At 63.7% G+C, this 22,979-nt stretch carries 24 protein-coding genes; 5 read left to right on the forward strand and 19 right to left on the reverse strand.

Annotated elements, in window-relative coordinates:
* Positions 1-5: 5 nt before the first annotated feature.
* Both I6F09_RS19320 and I6F09_RS19325 read right to left on the reverse strand, forming a co-directional pair.
* A complete protein-coding gene (locus I6F09_RS19320) occupies positions 6-248 on the reverse strand; it encodes a hypothetical protein (protein ID WP_225188795.1) in 243 nt (80 codons plus the stop codon).
* Positions 249-402: 154 nt separating this feature from the next.
* Positions 403-666 carry a cold shock domain-containing protein gene (locus I6F09_RS19325; RefSeq protein WP_225188796.1) on the reverse strand — a complete coding sequence of 88 codons (264 nt, stop codon included), beginning with the start codon at positions 664-666 and terminating at the stop codon, positions 403-405.
* A gap of 150 nt (positions 667-816) precedes the next feature.
* On the opposite strand from I6F09_RS19325, the gene I6F09_RS19330 reads away from it, so the two are divergent.
* On the forward strand, positions 817-1,806 hold the full coding sequence (locus I6F09_RS19330) for an HWE histidine kinase domain-containing protein (RefSeq protein WP_225188797.1): 990 nt from the start codon (positions 817-819) through the stop codon (positions 1,804-1,806).
* A gap of 17 nt (positions 1,807-1,823) precedes the next feature.
* Entirely contained in the window at positions 1,824-2,189 is a 366-nt protein-coding gene (locus tag I6F09_RS19335; RefSeq protein WP_225188798.1) for a response regulator, read from the forward strand.
* 257 nt (positions 2,190-2,446) lie between these two features.
* Here I6F09_RS19335 and I6F09_RS19340 read toward each other — a convergent pair whose 3' ends face one another.
* From I6F09_RS19340 to I6F09_RS19365, 6 genes are all read right to left on the reverse strand, one after another.
* Positions 2,447-4,228 (reverse strand): radical SAM protein, encoded by a 1,782-nt coding sequence (locus I6F09_RS19340; protein WP_225188799.1) that lies wholly within the window; start codon positions 4,226-4,228, stop codon positions 2,447-2,449.
* A gap of 297 nt (positions 4,229-4,525) precedes the next feature.
* Positions 4,526-5,554, reverse strand: a complete 1,029-nt coding sequence (locus tag I6F09_RS19345) for an oligopeptide/dipeptide ABC transporter ATP-binding protein (RefSeq protein WP_225188800.1) — start codon at positions 5,552-5,554, stop codon at positions 4,526-4,528.
* Entirely contained in the window at positions 5,547-6,527 is a 981-nt protein-coding gene (locus I6F09_RS19350) for an ABC transporter ATP-binding protein (RefSeq protein ID WP_225188801.1), read from the reverse strand. Before I6F09_RS19350 ends, I6F09_RS19345 begins: the two co-directional genes overlap by 8 nt.
* The gene (locus I6F09_RS19355) at positions 6,524-7,345 is read right to left on the reverse strand and encodes an ABC transporter permease (RefSeq protein ID WP_128265630.1); all 822 of its coding nucleotides are present in this window, start codon (positions 7,343-7,345) and stop codon (positions 6,524-6,526) included. Before I6F09_RS19355 ends, I6F09_RS19350 begins: the two co-directional genes overlap by 4 nt.
* Positions 7,342-8,265, reverse strand: a complete 924-nt coding sequence (locus I6F09_RS19360; protein ID WP_128265629.1) for an ABC transporter permease — start codon at positions 8,263-8,265, stop codon at positions 7,342-7,344. The genes I6F09_RS19355 and I6F09_RS19360 overlap by 4 nt, the downstream gene beginning before the upstream one ends.
* Before the next feature lie 54 nt (positions 8,266-8,319).
* The gene (locus I6F09_RS19365) at positions 8,320-9,906 is read right to left on the reverse strand and encodes an ABC transporter substrate-binding protein (protein ID WP_057029468.1); all 1,587 of its coding nucleotides are present in this window, start codon (positions 9,904-9,906) and stop codon (positions 8,320-8,322) included.
* A gap of 224 nt (positions 9,907-10,130) precedes the next feature.
* Between I6F09_RS19365 and I6F09_RS19370 the strand changes: the two genes are divergently transcribed.
* Positions 10,131-11,015 (forward strand): hypothetical protein, encoded by an 885-nt coding sequence (locus I6F09_RS19370; protein WP_225188802.1) that lies wholly within the window; start codon positions 10,131-10,133, stop codon positions 11,013-11,015.
* Between the two features lie 64 nt (positions 11,016-11,079).
* Here the strand turns inward: I6F09_RS19370 and mtnK are convergent, their stop codons facing one another.
* On the reverse strand, positions 11,080-12,369 hold the full coding sequence (gene mtnK, locus I6F09_RS19375; protein ID WP_225188803.1) for an S-methyl-5-thioribose kinase: 1,290 nt from the start codon (positions 12,367-12,369) through the stop codon (positions 11,080-11,082).
* 230 nt (positions 12,370-12,599) lie between these two features.
* On the opposite strand from mtnK, the gene I6F09_RS19380 reads away from it, so the two are divergent.
* Together I6F09_RS19380 and I6F09_RS19385 are read left to right on the forward strand one after the other, a co-directional pair.
* Positions 12,600-13,049, forward strand: a complete 450-nt coding sequence (locus I6F09_RS19380) for a YidB family protein (protein ID WP_036025325.1) — start codon at positions 12,600-12,602, stop codon at positions 13,047-13,049.
* 31 nt (positions 13,050-13,080) lie between these two features.
* Entirely contained in the window at positions 13,081-13,335 is a 255-nt protein-coding gene (locus I6F09_RS19385; protein WP_225188804.1) for a GlsB/YeaQ/YmgE family stress response membrane protein, read from the forward strand.
* Here the strand turns inward: I6F09_RS19385 and I6F09_RS19390 are convergent, their stop codons facing one another.
* From I6F09_RS19390 to I6F09_RS19435, 10 genes are all read right to left on the reverse strand, one after another.
* Positions 13,336-13,689: a hypothetical protein gene (locus I6F09_RS19390; protein ID WP_225188805.1), complete on the reverse strand. Its 354-nt coding sequence runs from the start codon at positions 13,687-13,689 to the stop codon at positions 13,336-13,338.
* A 30-nt stretch (positions 13,690-13,719) separates the two neighbouring features.
* A complete protein-coding gene (locus tag I6F09_RS19395) occupies positions 13,720-13,995 on the reverse strand; it encodes a DUF1467 family protein (protein ID WP_025036606.1) in 276 nt (91 codons plus the stop codon).
* A 9-nt stretch (positions 13,996-14,004) separates the two neighbouring features.
* Complete coding sequence (gene mce, locus I6F09_RS19400; RefSeq protein ID WP_225188806.1) at positions 14,005-14,409, reverse strand: methylmalonyl-CoA epimerase; 405 nt, start codon at positions 14,407-14,409, stop codon at positions 14,005-14,007.
* Positions 14,410-14,419: 10 nt separating this feature from the next.
* The gene (locus tag I6F09_RS19405; protein ID WP_225188807.1) at positions 14,420-16,090 is read right to left on the reverse strand and encodes a ribonuclease J; all 1,671 of its coding nucleotides are present in this window, start codon (positions 16,088-16,090) and stop codon (positions 14,420-14,422) included.
* Entirely contained in the window at positions 16,090-16,896 is an 807-nt protein-coding gene (locus I6F09_RS19410; protein WP_225188808.1) for a biotin--[acetyl-CoA-carboxylase] ligase, read from the reverse strand. Before I6F09_RS19410 ends, I6F09_RS19405 begins: the two co-directional genes overlap by 1 nt.
* Position 16,897: 1 nt before the next feature.
* A complete protein-coding gene (gene nuoN / locus I6F09_RS19415) occupies positions 16,898-18,334 on the reverse strand; it encodes an NADH-quinone oxidoreductase subunit NuoN (RefSeq protein ID WP_225188809.1) in 1,437 nt (478 codons plus the stop codon).
* A 22-nt stretch (positions 18,335-18,356) separates the two neighbouring features.
* A complete protein-coding gene (locus tag I6F09_RS19420) occupies positions 18,357-19,865 on the reverse strand; it encodes an NADH-quinone oxidoreductase subunit M (RefSeq protein WP_036010164.1) in 1,509 nt (502 codons plus the stop codon).
* Positions 19,866-21,965, reverse strand: coding sequence for an NADH-quinone oxidoreductase subunit L (gene nuoL, locus I6F09_RS19425; RefSeq protein ID WP_225188810.1), 2,100 nt, complete (start codon positions 21,963-21,965; stop codon positions 19,866-19,868). It lies immediately after the preceding gene.
* A 64-nt stretch (positions 21,966-22,029) separates the two neighbouring features.
* Positions 22,030-22,338, reverse strand: a complete 309-nt coding sequence (gene nuoK / locus I6F09_RS19430) for an NADH-quinone oxidoreductase subunit NuoK (protein WP_008547737.1) — start codon at positions 22,336-22,338, stop codon at positions 22,030-22,032.
* Complete coding sequence (locus I6F09_RS19435) at positions 22,335-22,973, reverse strand: NADH-quinone oxidoreductase subunit J (RefSeq protein WP_225188811.1); 639 nt, start codon at positions 22,971-22,973, stop codon at positions 22,335-22,337. Before I6F09_RS19435 ends, nuoK begins: the two co-directional genes overlap by 4 nt.
* Between the last annotated feature and the right edge of the window lie 6 nt (positions 22,974-22,979).

Consider the following 22,979-nt stretch of genomic DNA (forward strand, 5'->3'; position numbering starts at 1 on the left):
CGGCCTTATTGCGTCCTAAGCCGTTCTACCTCGACTGCGAACCAAAGCCGCATCACAGGTCCGGAGTCGTCGCGGACCTCGATTGAAGACCTGCTCGGCTTGACAGGGCGTTCAAAACTGTCGGCGGTCGCATCAGCCATTGCGCGGGCGGCCTCCCGCTCTACCTGCTCAAGCGTGGAAAACTCCAGGCCTTCCTCGTCAACCGCTCGACCATCCTTGTCGATCAGATCGAAGTAGTACCGCGTCATTTTGATCCGCCCTGTGTCAGAGCGGTCAAGTAACCTATGTTATCTTGGTTCCTAAGCAACTTAGGCCGCTGCGATTTTCAAACTGGGCGCCACTAGCTTCCGCATCGCAGCGAAATGACTCAACGGGCTAGGAGCTGCCATGGAGTAAGAGCCCTTAATCGGCTTTTTTGCTTCTAACCGGTGCGGGCTCGCTCGCGAGCGCGGTGCTGGTGTCGATCGAAAGCACTTCAACAACTCGCCGCCGGTCTCCCTGATTTTCGACGCGAGCACGGACTTTGCTTCCTGCCGGAACGGTCACATAGCCGGCGGCTTTCAGGACCGAGAAATGGAGAAAGGCATCACCGGTTCCATCGTCCAATTCAACGAAACCGAACTTCTTCTCCAGTCTGAACCATGACACTCGACCCGACACGACCATCTGAATTTTCAACCCCGGTGAAGTTTGAAACGGCGGGAACTCGGTGGGAGCCTTGGATTAGCATCTGTCACCAGCAGACAAACCCAATTCCGTTGTGAACGACCGCACGCCATATTAGCCTAATCGAAACCTCCTCGGGTGAGCGCCGAAATGAACCTCGAAGACTTGTACCGGCTTCTGCGCAGCGAGCATGTCCAGGCGCAAGGGATCGTTGATACCCTGGAGGAGCCGTTGCTGGTGCTTGACCAGAGCGGTTGTGTTCTTACGGCCAATCGCGGGTTCTACGAAACCTTCAGGGTGGCTCGGGATGACACAGTCGGGCGCAGCCTGTTCGACCTTGGCGACGGTCAGTGGGACATACCCGAACTCAGGCGCCTTGTTGGCGAGATCATCCCCCGTTCTACCGCCGTCGTCGGATACGAGGTAAAAGCCGACTTCCCGACGATCGGTCCGCGCATAATGCTGGTCAGTGCGCGTCGCCTCGTTCACCCCGATAATAACAGCACCAGCATCTTGATCCTGTTCGAGGACGTGACCGACACGCGCCACAGCGAGGCGCAAAAGGATATTCTTCTCGCGGAAACGCGCCATCGGATGAAGAACCTCCTGGCGATCATTCGCTCTCTTGCCAATCAGACCGATGTGGAAGGCCGGTCAGCCAAGGAGTACCGCGATGCCTTCATGGGGCGGCTCCAAGCTGTGGCCGAAGCCGAGACCCTCGCACTGGCCGGCAGCGCTGAAGCCGATCTGGGTGTCTTGGTGGAGCAGTCGTTGAAGGCCGCTGGCCCAGAGCGATACCGGCTGATCGCCGGGCCAGCAGTTCGCCTCAGCCCACGGCAAGTCGTGCCGATGAGCCTCATTCTGCATGAACTCGTCACCAACGCCTGGAAGTATGGAGCGTTCTCCAACTCTGGAGGGCTCGTCCACCTGAGCTGGCGCACGTCGCAAGAGCAGGGCAAATCCTTCCTGCACATCGACTGGCGGGAGGAAAACGGCCCACCCGTCACTCCGCCAACTCGCTCCGGCTTCGGCTCCAGACTGATCGATCTCAGCGCCGTGCAGGGCTTACGCGGCGCGGTGGAACTGAAGTATGAGCCAACCGGTTTAAAGGTTCACATCACCGCGCCTGCGGAGTCTTGAACCCCCGGGGACACATTGTGCACGACGCTCCCCGAATCCTGGTTGTCGAAGATGAGTACCTCATCGCATTGGAGCTCGACACCCAGTTGAGGGTTGCAGGATACCGCGTGATCGGTCCCGTCCCAGACATTGATGGCGCTTTGAAGCTGTTGAAGGCTGACCGGCCCGACGCGGCCATCCTCGACGTCAATCTCGCTGGAGAATGGGTCACCCCCGTCGCGCAAGCGCTTCAGGCGATGTCCGTACCGTTCATTCTTGCCAGCGGCTACGTTGCCGCCGATCTCCAAGGCGCTCCAGTATTGCGCGACGCCGTCAATGTCGGAAAATCGTGGAGGCCCGATTATCTCCTCAAGGCCCTTCGGAGCGTCCTAGAGGGGAAGTAAGGAAGTCGCTCGGGGCTCTCGCGGTCGCTACGGAGGCATCAATAAACTTCGGCTCTGGATCACGTGCGATAATGAACTGATTGATCGCAAGATTTCCGCGCGCCCCTAAACCCGCGCCGAGCGCAGATCCTGATAGCCGCGCAGAAGCCGGCCTCACCAGACGTCGGTGTTACCAAAAGCCGAAGTGATGGTTTGAGGCTGTTCGGCGCAGCTGGACGTCGGTCAATCTGATGCGATGGTTTGCGGCGAGTGAGAAATCAACTAACCCGGGTTGGCAACGATCCCTCGGCTGACTTAGGTTTCTGTGCCTCTTCGATATGCCGCCGCTGATCGAGAAACGCCTGGCTGGACCGCGTCTTGTACAAGTCCAGACTCGCGGTCTCGTCGGCCTGCAGTGTGATCGCCGCATCGACATAAGCGAGCCGGTGCGGATCCGACTTGACCTTGCGCGCCAGCCGGTGGAGGCGCAGAGCGAGCGAAGCCCATTGTACGGCCTTCACGGCGGTGTCGGCGGCATAGCGAGGATAAAACGACCAGGCAGGCTCGACCGGCAGATGCGGACGGCGCTCGTCGCGGCTCTTCAGCCGCAGCACACCCCCTTCGAGCGGATGGACGCGCTCAATGGGATGATAGCCTTTGAAATAGAGCGCGTAGGTGCCGATCTTGCCGACATTATTGCCCATCGCCGCGGCACGCCGCATCAGCGTCTCGATGTGCTCCCAGCTGTAATACGTGTTCCAGGCGAGCTCGACGGCGCGCTCCCAGTCCGCCTTGGACATGGCCGGGTGGTCCGTCGTGACGTGGTCCAGGTCGTATTTGTTGAGGTCCGCATCCATCGCGACGCCCTTCAGGTAGAGCGTCTTGTGGTCTTCCGAGCCCGGCAGCGGCGTCAGGAAGAAGAACTCCAGCATGTCGATCGGCAGCTCATGCTTGATGATCTCGATGTCACGGACGATCGATTCCGGTGTGTCGTTGGGAAAGCCAATAATGTAGCCGCCGACGGTCATGATCCTGGCCTTCTTCCAGGCCATCATCATCTCGCGATAGTCGGTGATCTTGTTCTGCCGCTTCTTGGCGCCGAGCAGACTGTCCGGGTTGATATTTTCAAGGCCAATGAAGCATCGCCGGACGCCGGCCTTGGCGCATTTCTCGATGAAGTTGGGCAGCTTGTGGCAGAGCGTGTCGACCTGGATCGTGAAACGGAGGTCCCAGCCCTCCTTCTCGCGCAGCGCGATGATGCGGTCGAGCAAAATTTCCCAATCCTTGTTGCGCGCAAAATTGTCGTCGGTGAGAAAGAAGGCGAAGACGCCCTGAGCGACGTTGGCGCGGATCACGGCCTCGATGTCGTCGGCGCTGCGGCGTCGCGACTTGCGGCCCTGCACGTTGATAATGGTGCAGAACGAGCACTGGAACGGGCAGCCGCGCCCCGCGTCGAAGCTTGTGGTGTGGCCGATGACCCGTCCGATCTGCTGGCGGGGAATGATCGGCAAAGGCTGGCTTTCCAGGTGTGGCAGATCATCGATGTAGTTGTAGAGAGGCTGCAGTCGCCCGGCGACCGCATCCTGCAACAACTCCTCGAGCCGTCCCTCGGCTTCGCCTGCGAAGACCGACACACCGAGATCCATCATCTCCTGAACGCCGGGATCACGCTTCGGCAACATCGAGAGGGTGCCGGATACATGGAAGCCGCCGATCGCAACATGGATTCCGAGCTTGCGAAACTGCCTCGCCAGATCGAGCGATCGGGGAAACTGGTTGGACTGGACCCCGACCAGCATCACCATGCCGGCCTCCGCGGCCTTGATCGCGCGCGCCAGATCCGCGACACGCACCTTCCAGTTGGTCTCATCGATGGCGTCGATCTCGATGTTGAAATCGGGCCCGAGAACCCCGCGTTCGCGACAATCGAGCGCGATGCCGTAAAGGCAGGCTAGCGAATTCGAAGGCAGGCCGCCGCGCCACCATCGAATGACGTAGCCATCGTCGTCGTAATGTGACGGCTTGATCAGAACAAGCCGGAAAGTCTTGTTCGTCCTCATGAGCTACGGGTAGCTCGATCTCGGCCAAGGGCCAACTGGTTTCCGTCAGCTCCTCGCAAAAAGACAACGAACTGTGGCACGAAAACATCCGGTCAGCTAACCGCAGACGGCGCTATAGCATGTTCGGCACAAACGGGGCTGCATAGTCGCCAGCTCATGCGCAAGACGTCCGCTCCCGATCACGTGCGATAATGCTCTGATTGATCACAGGATTTTCCTATGCCTTCGAAGCTGACATATTCGCCTTTCTGTGAGTACACGCCCTGGTGGAATAGACGCGCCTTCCCCTTGGGCGCATCAGCCCTCCGACGAGACTAATGCCGTCCGCCCCACTATCTCCTCACTCCGCCAGCACCGCACGGTATGCCCATCCGCCCGCATCACGAGTGATGGGCCCGGCTCGTTCCGGCACACGGCTTCCGCATACCGACATCGCGGGCTGAACGCACACCCTTTCGGCGGGTTGAGCGGGTTCGGCAAGTCGCCGCCTGTGGTCGCCAGCGGGGCATGGCGCAGCGGATCGGGGATCGCCGCGATCAGGGCCTGCGTGTAGGGGTGCGCGGGCCGCTCGAAGATCTCGCGCCAGTCGCCGTTCTCGACGATACGGCCGAGATACATCACGGCGACGCGGTCGCTCATGTGCTCGACGACGCCGAGGTCATGGCTGATCATGATGTAGGACAGGCCGAGCGTGTCCTTCAACTCCAGCAGCAGGTTGATGATCTGGGCCCGGATCGACACGTCGAGCGCCGAGACCGGCTCGTCGCAGATGACGATCTTCGGGTTGAGGATCAGCGCCCGGGCGATGCCGATGCGCTGGCGCTGGCCGCCGGAGAATTCATGCGGATAGCGGTCGGCCTGCTCGGGGCGCAGGCCGACATGCCTCAGCATCGTCGCGACGCGGTCCTCGATCTCGCTTTTCGCGGTCACGCCGTGCACGCGCAGGGGATCCTCTAACGTGCGGCGAACGGTCTGGCGCGGATTGAGCGAGGCGTAGGGATCCTGGAACACGATCTGCACGATGCGGGCGAGTGCTTTCCGGTCGCCCGATTGCCGGTTCGTGACGACCTGCCCATCCAACACGATGCGGCCGCGCGTCGGCGTGAGCAGGCCGAGGATCGAGAGCGCGACCGTCGACTTGCCCGAGCCGGACTCGCCGACGAGGCCGAGGCATTCGCCGCGTTTCAGTTTGAGGTCGACGCCATCGACGGCGCGGAGCAGCCGACGGCCGCGGCCCAGCAGGCCGCCGCCGAGCGGAAAATGAACGGCGAGATCCTCGACGCTGAGGATCACATCGTCGTCCGCTCTCTTCGGTGGTTCATGCATGGTGGTGACACCGGACGAAACCGCCCGCCTCCAGCCCATCCGTCTGCGGCGCGGTGGTACGGCAAATATCCGTCGCCTGCGCGCAACGCGGATTGAACCTGCAGCCATCAGGGAAGCGCGTAATCGCCGGCACGACGCCCGCGATCTCCTTTAGCCTGCTGCGGCCGAGCGCAGCACGGCTGCCGAGCCGCGGCAGCGAGTCGACGAGGCCCTGCGTATAGGGATGGGAGGGCGCACGGAAGATATCGGCCGAGCCGCGCTCCTCGACGATGCGGCCGGCATACATGACGGCGACGCGGCGGCAGACATTGGCGACGAGGCCGAGATCGTGACTGATCATCAGGATCGCCGTTCCGCGCTCGGCGCATAGATTGCGCATCAGCTCGATGATCTCCGCCTGCACGGTGACGTCGAGCGCGGTGGTCGGCTCGTCGGCGATCAACAGGTCCGGACCGCAGGCGAGCGCAATCGCGATCATCACGCGCTGGCGCATCCCGCCGGACAGCTGATGCGGATAGTCCTTCACGCGCCGCTCCGGCGCGGGCACGCGGACGCTCGCGAGCGCCTCGACAGCCAGCTGGTTGGCCTCCCGCCAGCTCTTGCCCTTGTGCAGCACGAACATCTCGGCGATCTGCCGCCCCACCGGCGAGACCGGGTTCAGCGCCGTCATCGGCTCCTGGAAGATCATGGCGATGCGATTGCCGCGCAGTTGCCGTTGCCTCGCGGCGGACAGGTGCTGGATCTCCTGGCCCTGGAACCGGATGACGCCGCCGCCGATCGACAAGGGTGGCCGCAGCAGGCCGATCAAAGCGAGCGCCGTGATGCTCTTGCCGCAACCGGACTCGCCGACGAGGCCGAACGTCTCGCCGCCATCGATGCGGAATGAAACGCCTTCGGCCGCAGCAACGCGCCTTAATCCGTCATCGAGATCGATGCGGAGATCCTCGACCTCGAGCAGCGGCGCGCCGGTCATGTGCGCCGGCTCCGCGATTGCGGATCGAGGATGTCGCGCAGGCCATCGCCGAGCAGATTGAGGCCGAGCACGGTGAGGAAGATGGCAAGGCCCGGGAAAATCGAAAGCCACGGCGCCGTCGTGATCTGCTCGCGCGCTTCCGACAGCATGCTGCCCCAGCTCGGAAAGGGCGGGCGGACGCCGAGGCCCAGGAACGACAATGCGGCTTCGGACAGGACCGCGCTGCCCATGCCCAGCGTGCCGATGACGACGATCGGTCCCAGCATGTTCGGAAGGAGCTGCGTGATCATGATGCGGATATCACCGTAGCCGAGGACGGTGGCCGCCTGCACATAGCCCTGGCTCCGCAGCGACAGCGCCGAGGCCCGTGCGAGCCGGCAGGTGAACGACCAGTTGGTCAGCCCGAGCGCGATCAAGAGGCTGGTCAGGCCGGGACCGAGCACCGCCATGATGGCGAGCGCGAAGATCAGCGAGGGGATCGCGAGCATGAGATTGGTCAGGGCGTTGACGACATCGTCCCACCAGCCGCCGAAATAGCCGGCACTGAGGCCGAGCGCCACGCCGATGACGCTGTTGATGAGCTGGGAGACGATGCCGACCGTCAGCGAGACGCGCGCGCCGTAGAGGACACGGGAATAGATGTCGCGGCCCTGCGCGTCGGTGCCGAACCACCAGGTCCAGCTCGGTGGCTCCTCCGCATTCATGAGGTTGGCGTCCATCACGGGATCGGTATGTGCCAGCCATGGTGCGAGCAGGCCGACGACGATCGCCAGCGCGAACAACGCTCCCCCGATGACGAGATTGGCGCGCAGCTTCATGCGTATCTGATCCTGGGATCGATCACGCCGTAGAGCATGTCGATCAACAGATTGATCGCGAGAAAGAACATCACCACGACGAGGATGGAGCCCTGGACGGCGGGAATGTCGCGCTGGAGCACGCTGTCGACCAGCAGCGAGCCGATGCCCGGCCAGGAGAACAGTTTCTCGACCACGACCGCCTGCCCCATCAGTGCGCCGAACTGCAGGCCCATGGTCGTGAGGATGAGGACGAGCGCGTTGCGCATCACGTGCCACTTGACGACCCTGGTCTCGCTCATGCCCTTCGAGCGCGCGGTGCGGACGAAATCCGCGGTCATGATCTCGAGCACCGCGGCGCGCGTCGTCCGCGCCAGCAGCGCCATCGGCGAGACGCCAAGCGTCACGGCGGGCAGGATCAGGTATTTGAGGCTGCCGTCACCGTAGCCGAAACTCGGCAGCCAGCCGAGCTTGAGCGCGAACAGGTACATCAAGAGCAGCCCGAGCCAGAACTTGGCCAATGACAGGCCGGACACTGCCAGCATCATCGAGACGGTGTCGACGAGGCTGCCCGGCCGCAAGGCGGCGACGAAGCCGAGCGGCACGCCGAGCAGAATCGCAAACGCCATGGATGCGAAGATCAGCTGCAGCGTCGGCCATGCCCGCTTGGCGATCATGGTCGTGACAGGCTCACGGGTCCGGAACGAGGTTCCGAAATCGCCGGTCGCGAGCCCAGCGATATAGGTGCCGAAACGCATATAGACGGGCTGATCGAGGCCGAGCTGCTTCTTCATGCGCAGCTCGACTTGCGGATCGCTGTCGTCGCTCATGCTCGAGACGATGCTGCCGGGAACGACGCTGAACAGCACGAACACCAGCAGCACCACGGCGAGCACGGTCGGAATGGTCTGCAGGACGCGGCGGATCAGGAACGCGAGCATCTCAACTTTTCCCGGCTCCCTCCCTCGCCCGTCGCGCTGGAGGGAGCGCGCGTGTCACTTCGCGGGCGAGGTCTCGTCGACCCAGAGGTCCTCGACGTTCTGGTGGGTCAGCTCGGTCGCGTTGAGCTGAATTCCCTTCAGCCAGGGCTGCACCGCCATGACCGCCTTGTTGTAGTTGAAGAACCAGACCGGCGCCTCCTCGTAGAGCAGCGCATTGGCCTTCTGCAGCAACTGGATGCGCTTTGTGGGATCGTCGGCCTGTCCGGCTTCATCGAGGATCTTGTCGAAGTCGGGATTTTTGTAGGTCGTGTAGTTACAGGCCGCCTGCGGCGTCGCCGAATGGAAGCATTTGAGCGCGGCCTGAGGATCGGGGCCGCTCGCCTGGGAATAGATGAAGGCCTGATAGTCGCCGGTGCGAACCACCTCGGCCAGCACCGCGGTCTCGACCTGCTTGACCTTGGCCTTGATGCCGACCTTGTCCAGCATCGGAATGACGGCCGAGACGATCGGCAGACCCCAGCTTTCATTCTGGCTGGTGGTCCATTCGAACTCGAAGCCGGATGCGTAGCCGGCCTCGGTGAGCAATTGCTTGGCCTTGGCGGGATCGAAGGGGTAAGGCTTCATCGCCTTGTCGTAGGCCGGCGAGGTCAGCGGCAGCCAGCTGGTGGCGCGGTAGGCCTTGCCCTTGACCAGCTTGTTGATGATCAAATCGGTATCGATGGCGTAATTGATCGCCTGCCTCACGCGCTTGTCGGAGAACGGCTTGACCGCGGGATTCATGCCCATGTAGCGCGTGAACACCTCGGCGACCTCGACGATGGTGCCCTTGAGGTCGGCGTCGGATTGGTAGGCGACGTACTGCGCAGGTCCCAGCACCGAGGTGTCGATCTCCTTGTTGCGGAAGGCGACGTCGCGCGCCGCGGCCTCGCCCATCACCGACACCACGATCTTGTCGGCATAGGGCTTGCCGGGCTTGTAGAACCGGTCCCAGCGCTCCAGGACGATGCGCGATCCCGGCACGTGCTCCACGAACTTGAACGGACCGAGACCGATCGGCTTCTGGATGAAGCTTTCCTTGGCGGCCTCGTCGGCGGGATAGATCGAGGTCAGCGCGGTGAAGAAGTAGAAGCCGGGATCAACCTTCTCGGTCAGCTTCATCTCGATGGTGAAGTCGTCGATCTTCTTCAGGCCGGAGATCTCCTTGGCCTGGCCCTTCTCCACTGCTGCCGCGCCCTCGATCACGCGGACGTAACGCGCGCCGGGATAGGCTTTGCTGCCGTCCATGATGCGGTTGTAGGACCAGATGATGTCGTCGGCGGTCATCTTGCGGCCGCTGTGGAAATAGGCGTCGTCGCGCAGCTTGAAGGTGTGAACGAGGCCTCCGCCCGAGACCACGTCCTCCTTGGCGAGCTCCAGCACCGGCTTTCCTTCCGCCGAATTCCAGATGTAGAGCGAACGGTGCAGGGCCTTGGCGTAGATCTCGTCCTGGGCGCGCTGCGTGGTGTGAATGTCGAGGCTGGTGAAGCTCGAGCCGTAGGGCGCCGTCATGCGGATGGTTCCGCCCTTGCGCGGAGTCTGCGCCTCGGCTGTGGCGGCGAGCGCCAGTCCCAAACCGGCAACGATCGCGATGGTCTTGAACATCATGTGTCCCCCCGACGCAGGCGTATTCCGATGAGTGATTTGATCATTCGTCGCCTGCCGAAAGCAAGCTTCGTTTTGACGGCAAATGATGCCGGTTCCTGAGGCAGTCTTTCGGCGGGGCATTGACGCGGTGCGTCATCGACGACCAGGATCGATGAACATTTTTCCTGATCAACGCGTCCAAGCTCAGGATCATTATCTGAGCCCCAAGGGATCTGGAAAAAATGAATCGCCGAACGCTAGCTGCCCTGCTCGCGGCCGGTCTGGTCGCCGCGACGGCCGTGCTGGCGCGCCCGGTCGCGGCCGGCCTCGGTAGAGAGAGCGCGACAGACGCTATCCAGTTCGGCTGGAGTCGCACCTCCGGCGCGAACGACAATGTCGACCAGACCTGGTGGGCGGTCCGGAGCCATGACACTCTGGACAATTTCGTCGAACGACTGCTCAGCATTCCCGTCGGGATGATGGCGCGCGGTGCGGGAGCGCGTTTCGAAGCCAAGCTCTCCGAGCATACCGGCCTGCCGCTGCCCGAAGGTTGGGCCCTCGCGACGGCGAAAGATTCGCCGCAGATCCAGTCGATCTACGCCGAGACACCGCGCGATTTCGCCTCTGTGCTCGGCTTCTATCGCGACGCACTCGGCAAGCGTGGCGGGACGGAGAAAGACGGTGCGGTGGCAGAGCCGGACCGGGCCGTGATTACATTTCTGACGAGAGAGGGACCGGTCCTGCTCCGGCTCTCACGTCAGGACGGCAAGACAATTGCCGAGCTGTCGAGGCGCAAATTCGCCCCGGCGACCATCGGCCTCCTGCCGAAGCCCGGGCATGTGAGGCTGATGCTCGGCAACAAGACGGATGAAGCGGCGGTGATCACCGTCGCCGACCAGGCCGTCAATCTGGCGGCGCACGCCGGCGAAGAACTGGCGAACTCCGACGGTGCCGCAGGCGAATTGCCGGACAGCCAGAAGCTCGATCTGCCGCCCGGCAGGTACAAGGTCACCCTCAAGGTGGACGGCGGAGCGGCAGCGAGCCGGGAGTTCGAAGTCGCGGCCAACGAGACCTGGGGTTTGCTGGCCGGCGCGGACGGCGTCCTGCTGCCGATGCGGCTTTACTAACGTTCCGGGGACGATCTCTCATCTGGCAATCACGGAGCGTGGGCGGGCTCCTCATGAGGCCGGTTCAGCCCGACAATTCCGGCATCCAGTCCCGCAGTTTTCGCGCGGCATTCGTCACATCCGCGATGGTCCGGAACGACGCCGTCTCCACCATCATCGCCCTCGCCAGCCGCACGGCACGGGCTTCGCTGACCGCCCGCGTGCGCGGGTCCTCGATCAGTTCGAAATCGATGTTGTGGGCGAGGCCGAAGATGCGGCGGATGATTTTTGCGGCTGCGAAGCCGACAGTGTCGGCGAACAGGCGTTGCATGTAGCTTTGTCGCTCGGCTTCCAACCGCGCGGCACCCTGTTCGTCGGCGAAAAGCGAGACCGGATAGGCATCGCCGGTGCCTCCCGCCCGCCAGAGATCGAGGAACTTTCGGGCAAACTCGGTCCAGACCTGCTCAACCGTTTCCAGCACCCAGGCTTCGAACGCCGCCCGTTCGCCCGGCGCGCGCTCGTGGCCGGCGGAGGCGAAATAGGCCATCAGGAGATTGGCCAGCACGGCCCCGACGTCGAAGCCCATGGGACCATAGAATGCGAATTCCGGGTCGATCACCCGGGTCTGGCCGTCCGTGACCATGATCGAGCCGGTGTGGAGGTCGCCATGGATCAGCGCTTCCGGGCTCGCCATGAATTTCAGCTTCAGCCGGGAGACCGCGACATGCAGCTCCAGATCCTCGCGCAAGCTCGCGGCGAGGCCGTCGAGATAGGGCGCGGTCCAGCGGTTCTGCTCGGCGATGCGGTAGGGATCGGTGAAGATCAGGTCCTCGGTGATCTTGCAGAGCGCGTGGTTGCCGGCAAAGGCCGCGATGGCCTCCTTCTTCTCGGCCGCCGATAGCGCGAGGTCTGAGGTGAAGAACAGCGTCCGCGCCATGAAGGTCGTGATATCGTCGACGAAACGTGGATAGCGCGTTGCCGCGACCAGGCCCTTGCGCATGATGATGTGGGGCTCGAGCAGCTCCATCACGGTCAGCGCCAAGGCCTCGTTGTGATGCAGCACGGCCGGCACCAGGCCGGGCGCGAGCTGGGCCTGGCGCGACAGCGCCAGATATTCGTAATGGGCGCGCGACAGCGGCAGGGGCCAGCTCTCGCCGACGAGGCGGACGTAAGGCAGCGCCTGCTTCACGGCGATGCCGCCGCGCGCGCCCTTGACGATGAAGACGAGGTTGAGGTTGCCGTCGCCGACCTCGGTGATCGCCCAGGAGGACGCCTCGCCGCCAAGGAGCGCGGCGATATCGGGCAGGCCTGCGAGATAGTCTCGCAAGTCCGCCTCGTGCAAAATCCGATAGTCCCCTGCCCGGTCCCCGGTCATTGCGATCCCATCCCATGTCTGGGCCGGATCGCTACTCCCGATGCTGGCAAGCTCGAGCCGATCCGGCCATTCTTTTCATCGGATCGTAGCCACAATGTACGTTGTCTGCCACCCGGTGCTTTGGTGGCGGCCAAGCTGGGACGCTTGGTCGCGAGCTCCGATTGGGCGATTGAGGAACTCAAGCAAGCTGAGACGGTTTTGGGTTTCTGACCTTCTAAAAGGAGCTAGCGATGAGCCGCGGAATGCCATCCATGACTGCCCTGCTGGCGATGCTGGCCATCGCCGGATATCAGAACCGCGACAAGCTGGCGGAGCTGCTGAAAGGCGCCGGCGCCGGCTCCTCCACCGGCGGCCAGCAACCGCTCGGAGGCATGCTCGGCAATCTCGGCGGCATGCTCGGCGCTGGCGGAATCGGGGGCCTGCTCAATGGCGGGATTGGCGAGCTCCTGGAGAGGTTCAACCAGAATGGGCAGGGCGAGATCGCCGATTCATGGGTGAAGCCGGGCCCCAACAAGGAGATCTCCCCGCCGGAGCTGAAGCAGGCCATCGGCAGCGATGTCCTGGAAAAGCTCGCACAGCAGACCGGGCTTTCCCAGGAGGAGATCGTCTCACGGCTAACCCGCGAGCTTCCTTCCGCAATCGACAAATACACGCCGGATGGACGCCTGCCCGACGCATAGAAGCAGCGGCTCAACTCGAAAAGGTGTACTCATGAGCATTCTCTGGACCATCATCATTGGCTTTCTCGCCGGCGTGATCGCCAAGTTCATCATGCCGGGCGACAACGAACCTTCAGGGTTCATCCTGACGACCATCGTCGGCGCCTTCGTCGCTTCGTATCTTGGGCAAGCGCTGGGCTGGTATCGCCCTGGCGAGGGTGCGGGCCTGATCGGTGCCGTGGTCGGCGCGATCATCGTGCTGTTCGTTTACGGTCTCTTCGCCGGCCGGCAGCGCCGCGCGATCTAGCTAGAAAGTCTCCCGCTCCAGGAAGCTGGAGCCGATGTCGGCCTTTCTCTTGATCGGATCGTAGTCGCAATAGACGCTGTCCGCGACCAGCGTGTAGCTGGCGCTGACCGTGTATTTGTCCGTCTTGACCGAGTTCAGGCCGATCACCGAGGTGCTCTTGCCGCCGTTCCACTTGAACGGCGTGGAGCTTTTGGCCTGCTCGCAGGCCAGCACGGCCTCGTTGAAGACATAGCCCTCGACGAACGCCTTCAGGGTGCGCACCTGCGTCGCCATCCGCCATTCGAAATAGCCGATGGCGCCGAGCCCTGCGACGATCAGCACCAGAAGCGCAATGACGATACGCTGAAATGTCATTTTTGACCCCATAGCAACGCCAATCAAAACTTAAAACGGCATTCCCATCATCTTCGACAGGCGCTCGATCGAGAGATAGCCGGCATGATAGGCCGCAAGGCCAATGCCGAACACGATTGCCGAGATGATCGTGGTCCAGATCAGCTTGTGCCCCATGCGGGTGAGGATGGGAGCGCCGGGATCGGTGCCGGGCGCGCCGACGCCGTCCTCGTGCTGGCTGCGCACGCCGAACGGCAGCGTCACGAACAGCATGACCCACCAGAGCACGAAATAGATCGCGAGCCAGGTTGAAATCTGGATGGCCATGACGCGGCCCTATGCCTGCTCGATCTCGACGAGGGCGCCGGAAAAATCCTTGGGGTGCAGGAACAGCACCGGCTTGCCGTGGGCGCCGATCTTCGGCACGCCGTCGCCGAGCACCCTGGCGCCCTCCTTCACCAGCGTGTCGCGCGAGGCGATGATGTCGACGACCTCGTAGCAGACGTGATGGATGCCGCCGTCGGGATTGCGTTCGATGAACTTCGCGATCGGCGAGGCCTCGCCGAGCGGCTCGATGAACTCGATCTTGGTGTTGGGCAGGATCGCGAACACGGTGGTGACGCCGTGCTCGGGCAGCGGCACGGCCTCGGAAATCTGGGCGCCGAAGGCCGCACCGTAGATCTTCGCGGCCTTGACGGCGTCCTTGGTCGCGATCGCGACATGGTTGAGCCGGCCCAACATGTTCCCCTCCCTATACCGTCAGTACATGTACCAGACAGGGGGGCTTTTTGCCCCAATGTTCGTTGATCACGGCCCGGACAGCGCGTCGCACCGACTCGGCCAACGCGTCCGGATCGCGCCGCCGCGCCCGCGGCAGGCCTTCGATGGTCGACATCACGGCATCGAAGACGATGTCGTCGAAGGTCTCGCCGGCCCTGTTCTTGTCGGGGATACCGACCAGATCGACCTCGGGTTCGTCGACCAGCTCCCCCTGGGCGGTCATGGCGATGGCGACGAAGGCGCAGCCGGAGAACGCCATGCGCCGCCGCTCGATCACGGCACGGGACTTGGAGTCTTCCAGGATCGTGCCGTCCTTGTACAGACGTCCCGACGGCACCTCGCCGACGATGCCGGGATCGCCGGGGCCGAGCTTGACGAGGTCACCGTTGCGGCAGACCAGCACGCGCGGCACGCCGGCAGCGCGGGCGAGCTTGGCGTGCTCATGCAGGTGCAGGGCCTCGCCGTGGACCGGGATCAGGATCTGCGGCTTCACCCAGGAGATCATATCGCGCAGCTCGTCGCGGCGGGGATGGCCGGAGACGTGGACCAGCGCATCGCGATCGGTGATGACCTCGACGCCCTGCAGCACCAGATTGTTGATGATCGAGCCGACCGCCTTCTCGTTGCCGGGAATAGTGCGCGAGGAGAAGATGACGCTATCGCCGCGGTTCAGCGTGATTTCAGGATGGTCGTCATTGGCGATGCGGGCCAGCGCGGCGCGCGGCTCGCCCTGGCTGCCCGTGCACAGCGCCAGCACCTTGTCCTGCGGCAGGTGGCCATAGACCTCGGGCGAACGGAAATTCTGCACGCCCTCGAGATAGCCGGTCTCGCGTGCGACCTGCACCACGCGCTCCATGGCCCGGCCGACCACGACCACCTCGCGGTCGGCGGCTTTCGCGGCCTCAGCCACCGCTTTGACACGAGCGACGTTCGAGGCGAACGTCGTCACCGCGACGCGGCCCTTGGCGGATTTGACGAGGTCGATGATGGTTCGGGCGACCTCGGCCTCCGAGGGCGAACGGCCGTCGCGCACGGCATTGGTGGAATCGCCGATCAAGGCGAGCACGCCCTCTTCGCCCAATTCGCGCAGCCGCTTCTCGTCGGTCGGGGCTCCAAGCGTCGGGGTCGGGTCGATCTTCCAGTCGCCAGTATGCAGCACGATGCCGGCGTCGGTGTGGATCGCCAGCGCATGTGCCTCCGGAATCGAATGCGCGACCGGAATGAACTCGACGTTGAACGGGCCGATATCGACACGGCCGCCCGAGGGCACCACGGTGACCGGAATCTCGGGCGCGTTGCGCTCGGCGGCGCATTTGGCTTCGAACAGCGCGGCGCTGAACCTGGTGGCGTAGATCGGGCATTTCAGCTTCGGCCAGAGGTCGATGATGGCGCCGAAATGATCCTCATGGGCGTGGGTCAGCACGAGGCCCATCAGGTTCTTGCGCTCCTTCTCCAGGAAGGAGATGTCGGGCATGATCAGGTCGATGCCCGGCAGATGCTCCTCGTCGCCGAAGGAGACGCCGAGATCGACGGCGAGCCAGGCGCGCTGGTGACGGTTGCCGAGGCCGTAGATCGACAGGTTCATGCCGATCTCGCCGACGCCGCCGAGCGGCGCAAACACCAATTCGTCCGGCCTTGCCATCACGCTGCTCCCACCGAGGCGACGGGGCCGAAGAACACCTCGCCGGCCGCAACCGGCACGAGGCGGCCCTCCGCGGTGCGGACGATCAGGCAGCCGGTGTCGTCGATCGTGTCAAAAACACCTTCCAGCGTCATGGTTCCCGTGTGGATGGCAACCTTTTCGCCGAGGCCGGCGGCGCGCTCCAGCCAGAGCCTGCGGATCTCGGCAAAGCCGCGGCCATTGTCCCAGATGCCGCGGAACTCGACCCAGGTATCCGACAGCGCCATGAATAGCTCCTCGGCGCTGATCTGGACTCCAAGGGCGGCCAGCGACACCGCGGGCGTCGGGGTGCCCTCGGGCGCGGCGACCACATTGGTCCCGATGCCGACCACGACGGCAAGGCCGCCACCGACGGCCTCGGCCTCGAGGCCAATACCAACCAGCTTCTTGCCGCCGGCGAGCACGTCATTCGGCCATTTCAGCGCGTAGCGGGGCCGGCCTTCGCCGAGACGGAGCGCGGCCTCGAGGCTCACCTTCTCCAGTGCCGCCTCCTCGGCCAGCCCTGCGGCAAAGCCGAGCGTGGCGGCGACGGCGGGGGCGACGTCCATGACTTCGAGGATGCTGGCGGCGAGATTGCCGCGCGGCGCGATCCAGGCGCGCTGGCGCCGGCCGCGGCCGGCGGTCTGCTCGGACGTGACGAACCACATCGGGCCGCGCTCGCCGGCCCTGGCGTGTTCGATCGCCTCGCTATTGGTCGAGCCGGTCCGTTCGAACGCCGCGAGCCTGTAGCCCGCAGCCGATGCGCGAGGACCGAGCGCGAAGGCCATCCTAGAACAACGACTTTGCCGCGGCGGAGGCGACGCTCACCACGGGCCCCGCGAACAGCGCAAACAGCAGGTTGAACAGGCCCGCCACCCCCAGCACCGTCCGCACCTCGATGCGCACCGGATCGACCCGGCCGGCCGGCTCGTCGAAATACATCGTCTTGACGATCGCGAGATAATAGTAGGCGCCGACCACGCTGGTCAGCACGCCGATGACGGCGAGCGTGAACAGGTTCGCCTTGATGGCGGCGACGAAGACGTACCATTTGGCGAAGAAGCCGGCGAGCGGCGGGATGCCGGCGAGCGAGAACAGCAGCATCGCGAACATGAAGGCGAGCAGCGGATTGGTGCGCGACAGGCCGGCGAAATCGCTGATCTGCTCCACCGCCTGGCCGTTGCGCTTCATGGCGAGAATGATGGAGAACGAGCCGAGCGTCATCGCGACATAGATCACGATGTACATCAGGACGCCCTGCGCACCTTCGACCGTGCCGGAGGCAAGGCCGACCAGCGCGAAGCCCATGTGGCCGATCGAGGAATAGGCCATCAGGCGCTTGATGTTGCTCTGGCCGATCGCGGCGAAGGAGCCGAGCGCCATCGAGGCGATCGACACGAACACCAGGATCTGCTGCCATTGCGAGACGATGCCGGGGAATGCGGTGAGCGTGACGCGGGTGAAGACGGCGAGCGCGGCGACCTTCGGCGCCGAGGCGAAGAAAGCGGTGACCGGGGTCGGCGCGCCCTCGTAGACGTCAGGCGTCCACATGTGGAACGGCACGGCCGAGACCTTGAAGCAGAGGCCGACGAGCAGGAAGACGAGGCCGAACACCAGGCCGACATTCGAGACCGTCGCGGCCGCGGCGATGCCGGTGAAGCTCACCGTGCCGGTGAAGCCGTAGACCAGCGAGGCGCCGTACAGCAGCATGCCCGAGGACAGCGCGCCGAGCACGAAGTACTTCAGGCCGGCTTCGGTCGACTTGGCGTTGTCGCGGTTCGAGGCTGCCACGACGTAGAGCGCCAGCGACATCAATTCGAGGCCGAGATAGAGCGAGATCAGGTCGCCGGCCGAGATCAGCACCATCATGCCGAGCGTCGAGAGCAGCACGAGGATGGCGTTTTCGAAAATCCGGCGCGACGGGTCTGACAGGAACTCGGTCGACAGGACGAGCGTCACGGCCGAGCCGATCAGGGCCAGGATCTTCATGAAACGGGCGAAGTCGTCGACGATGAAGCTGCCGCCGAACGTCACCTGCTTGCCCGCGGGCTGCATGTAGACGAGCGCACCGACCACGATCAGGAGCACCACCGCCAGCGACGTGACGGTCCTGGTCGTCTCCTGCCCGCGATAGGCGCCGAGCATCAGAAGCGCCATCGCGCCGACCGCGAGCACGAGCTCGGGCAGCACCGGCGCCAGTTGATAACCTGCAGTCGAAAAGCTCATGGCGATATCCTGACCTGCCCGATCACTGGAGCAGTGCGGCGGCCTTCACGGCCGTCACGGCGGTATTGTAATTGTTGACGAGTTGCTGGACCGAAGCGGCCGACATGTCGAGCACCGGCTTCGGATAGACGCCGAACAGGATCGTCAGCGCGATCATCGGGAATAGAATGACGCACTCCCGCAAGGTGAGATCCTTCATGCTCGCCAGCTGCGGCTTGACCAGCGCTCCGAACACGACCTTGCGATAGAGCCATAGTGCGTAGGCCGCCGAGAGGATCACGCCGAAGCTGGCGAAGAACGCGGTCGGGATCGAGACCTTGAAGGTGCCGAGCAGCGTCATGAACTCGCCGACGAAGCCGCTCGTGCCGGGCAGACCGACATTGGCCATGGTGAACACCATGAAGGTCATCGCATAGAGCGGCATCCGGTTGACGAGGCCGCCATAGGCCGCGATCTCGCGGGTGTGCAGGCGGTCGTAGACGACGCCGACGCAGAGGAACAGCGCGCCGGAGACGATGCCGTGCGAGATCATCTGGAACACGCCGCCGGCGACGCCCTGCATGGTGCCGGCGAAGATGCCCATGGTGACGAAGCCCATATGCGCGACCGAGGAGTACGCGATCAGCTTCTTCATGTCCTCCTGCATCAGGGCGACCAGCGAGGTGTAGATGATAGCGATGGCCGAGAGCGTGAACACCAGCGGCGCGAAGTCGTGCGAGGCCAGCGGGAACATCGGCAGCGAGAAGCGCAGGAAGCCGTAGCCGCCCATCTTCAGGAGGATCGCGGCCAGGACCACGGAGCCCGCGGTCGGTGCCTCGACGTGCGCGTCGGGAAGCCAGGTGTGCACCGGCCACATCGGCATCTTCACCGCAAAGGACGCGAAGAAGGCGAGCCACGCCCAGGTCTGCAACGACCGCGGCACGGCGGTGTGCATCAGGGTCGGGATGTCAGTGGTGCCGCCGTTCCAGTACAGCGCCATGATGGCAAGCAGCATCAGGACCGAGCCGAGCAGCGTGTAGAGGAAGAACTTGAACGAGGCATAGACCCGGCGCGGACCGCCCCAGACGCCGATGATCAGGAACATCGGAATCAGGCCGCCCTCGAAGAACAGGTAGAACAGCACGAGATCGAGCGCCGAGAAGGTGCCGATCATCAGCGTTTCCAGGATCAGGAACGCCATCATATATTCGCGGACGCGGTTGGTGATCGCCTTCCAGCTCGCGATGATGCAGAACGGCATCACGGCGGTGGTGAGGATCACGAGCGGCAGCGAGATGCCGTCGACGCCCATGTGGTAGGTGATGCCGGTGGCGAGCCAGTTCGCCTTCTCGACGAATTGGAAGTCGGGGTTGCTGGGGTCGAAGCGCATGACCAGGATCACCGACACCGCGAAGGTGATCAGCGTGGTCCAGAGCGCGATCCAGCGCGAATTGCGCCGCGCCGCCTCGTCGTCACCGCGGCTCAGATAGACGATCAGCGCGCCGACCAGCGGCAGGAACGTCGTGACCGAAAGAATGGGCCAGGTTGTCATTTACTGGCCTCCAAAGCCGAACATGAACCAGGTGATCAGGCCGGCGGCGCCGATCAGCATGGCGAATGCATAGTGATAGAGATAGCCGGTCTGGATCTTGACGACGTTGCGGGTGACGTCCAGCACGCGGGCCGAGACGCCGTCGGGGCCGAAGCCGTCGATGATGAAGCCGTCGCCCTTCTTCCAGAGCTGGTAGCCGATCCACTTCGCCGGGCGGACGAAGATGAAGTCGTAGAGCTCGTCGAAGTACCATTTGTTGAGCAGGAACTGGTACAGCATCGGCTGCGTGTTCGCGAGCTCGACCGGCAGATAGGGCCGGCGGATGTAGAACAGGTAGGAGACGAGGAAACCCAGCACCATCATCACCGTCGGCAGGAAGGCGATGGTCTGCGGGATGTGGTGCATCTCCTCGATGATGTGCGGGTTCATCTTGACGGACTCGCGGAAGAACTCCTCGACCCCGTGACCGGCGAACAGCTCCTTGAACGGCAGGCCCGCGACGAACGAGCCGACCGCGAGCACGCCGATCGGGATCAGGATCCAGAGCGGAGCCTCATGCGCGGCCTCGTAATGATGCTCGTCATGCGGCTCGCCGTGGAAGGTCTTGAAGATCAGGCGCCAGGAGTAGAACGAGGTCAGGCCGGCGGCGATGATCGTCATCAGGAAGCCGTACACCGCGAACAGATTGTGCGAGGCGTAGGCGGACTCGATGATCGCGTCCTTGGAGAAGTAGCCGGCGGTGAGCGGGAAGCCGGTCAGCGCCAGCGTGCCGACCACCATCACGGCATAGGTGTAGGGAATCTTCTTCCAGAGACCGCCCATGTTGCGGATGTCCTGCTCGTGGTGCATCGCGTAGATCACCGAGCCGGAGCCTAGGAACAGCAGCGCCTTGAAGAAGGCGTGCGTGAACAGGTGGAACATGCCGACCGAATAGGCCCCTGCTCCCATCGCCACGAACATGTAGCCGAGCTGCGAACAGGTCGAGTAGGCGACGATGCGCTTGATGTCGTTCTGGACGAGGCCGATGGTCGCGGCGAAGAACGCCGTGGTCGCGCCGAAGAACATCACGACGGCCTGGGCATTCGGAGCGAGCTCGAACAGCGGCGACAGGCGCGCCACCATGAACACGCCGGCGGTGACCATGGTCGCGGCATGGATCAGCGCCGACACCGGGGTCGGGCCTTCCATCGCGTCTGGCAACCAGGTGTGCAGCAGGAACTGGGCGGACTTGCCCATCGCGCCCATGAACAGCAGCAGGCAGGTCAGCGTCAGCGCGTCGGCGTGCCAGCCGAGGAAGTTGATGGTCTTGCCGGTGAGGCCGGGCGCGGCGTGGAAGATGGTCTCGAAATCGGTCGAGCCGACCAGCATGAAAACCGCGAAGATGCCGAGCGCGAAGCCGAAGTCGCCGACGCGGTTGACCACGAAGGCCTTGATGGCGGCAGCGTTCGCCGAGGGCTTCTGGTACCAGAAGCCGATCAGCAGATAGCTGGCGAGACCGACGCCTTCCCAGCCGAAGAACAGCTGCACCAAATTGTCCGCCGTCACCAGCATCAGCATGGCGAAGGTAAACAACGAGAGATAGCCGAAGAAGCGCGGCCGGTTCGGGTCCTCGTCCATGTAGCCGATGGAATAGAGGTGCACGAGCGAGGAGACGGTCGTCACCACCACCAGCATCACGGCCGTGAGCGTATCGACACGCAGCGTCCACCAGACCTGGAGGTCGCCGGAGAAGATCCAGGGCAAGAGCTGGATCCTGTAGTCGTGATGCATGAAGCCGACGTCGACCAGCGTCATCCACGACAAGGCCGCCGAGACGAACAGCAGCCCGGTGGTGATCAGCTCGGCCGCGCGCGAGCCCGCCGCCGGCGGCTCGGTCGGGCCATGGCCGTGATCGTCGTGAGCGTCGTCGTGATGGCTCTCGTGGATGACGGAGGCATCCTCGTTGATCTTGTCGGACGCATGGGCATGCGCGCCATGGCCGTGGTCGCCGTGATGCTCGAGCTCGTCGCCCGAGGGGTTGCGGGCATGGGCGCCGAACAGCGCGATCAGGCCAGCCAGAATGGCGCCCAGCAGAGGCAGGAAAACGATCGCCTGAACCATTTGCTCTTACTCTTTCCGCATGATCTGGTCGGAAAACCGGTACCCACTTTTCCGGATCATGCGATCAGCCCTTCATCAGATTAACGTCCTCAACCGCGATCGAGCCGCGGTTGCGGAAATAGACCACCAGGATGGCGAGACCGATCGCAGCTTCCGCAGCCGCGACCGTCAGCACCAGCAACGCGAAGACCTGGCCGACGATGTCGCCGAGGAAGGTCGAGAACGCCACGAGGTTGATGTTGACCGAGAGCAGGATCAGCTCGATCGACATCAGGATGACGATGATGTTCTTGCGGTTCAGGAAGATGCCGAGGATGCCGAGCGTGAACAGGATCGCGCCGACCGCCAGATAATGTCCGAGCCCGATCGTCATTTCACCCACTCCGCCGCATCCGCGTCCGAGAGCCCCTGCCCCGGCGCCACCTTGCGCACCGCCATCGCGATGTCGGGCGTGCGCGCGTTCTGAACGTTGATGTCCTGCCGCTTGACCTTCTCCTTGTGGCGCAACGTCAGCACGATGGCGCCGATCATGGCGACCAGGAGCACCATGCCCGAGAGCTGGAAGTAATGGATGTACTTCGTATAGAGCACGAGCCCGAGCGCCTCGGTGTTGCTGACATTGGCCGGGATCGCCGCCGTGATCGTCTTGGTGACGCCGGGATTGATGACCCAGAAGCCGACGGTGAGCAGCAACTCGAACATGAAGATGCCGCCGATCACGAGGCCGACCGGCAGGTACTCGATGAAGCCCTCGCGCAGCTCGAGGAAGTCGACGTCGAGCATCATGATCACGAACAGGAACAGCACCGCGACCGCGCCGACATAGACGACGATCAGCATCATGCCGAGGAATTCGGCGCCCATCAGCACGAACAGGCCGGAGGCGTTGACGAAGGCCAGGATCAGGTACAGCACGGAGTGGACGGGATTGCGCGAGACAATCACCATCGCGGCCGAGGCGACGCAGACGCCGGCGAAGAGATAGAAGAACAGCGCGGGAAGGATCATGCCCTC

This window comes from Bradyrhizobium sp. IC3195, assembly GCF_020193585.1.
GTDB classification, from domain to species: domain Bacteria; phylum Pseudomonadota; class Alphaproteobacteria; order Rhizobiales; family Xanthobacteraceae; genus Bradyrhizobium; species Bradyrhizobium yuanmingense.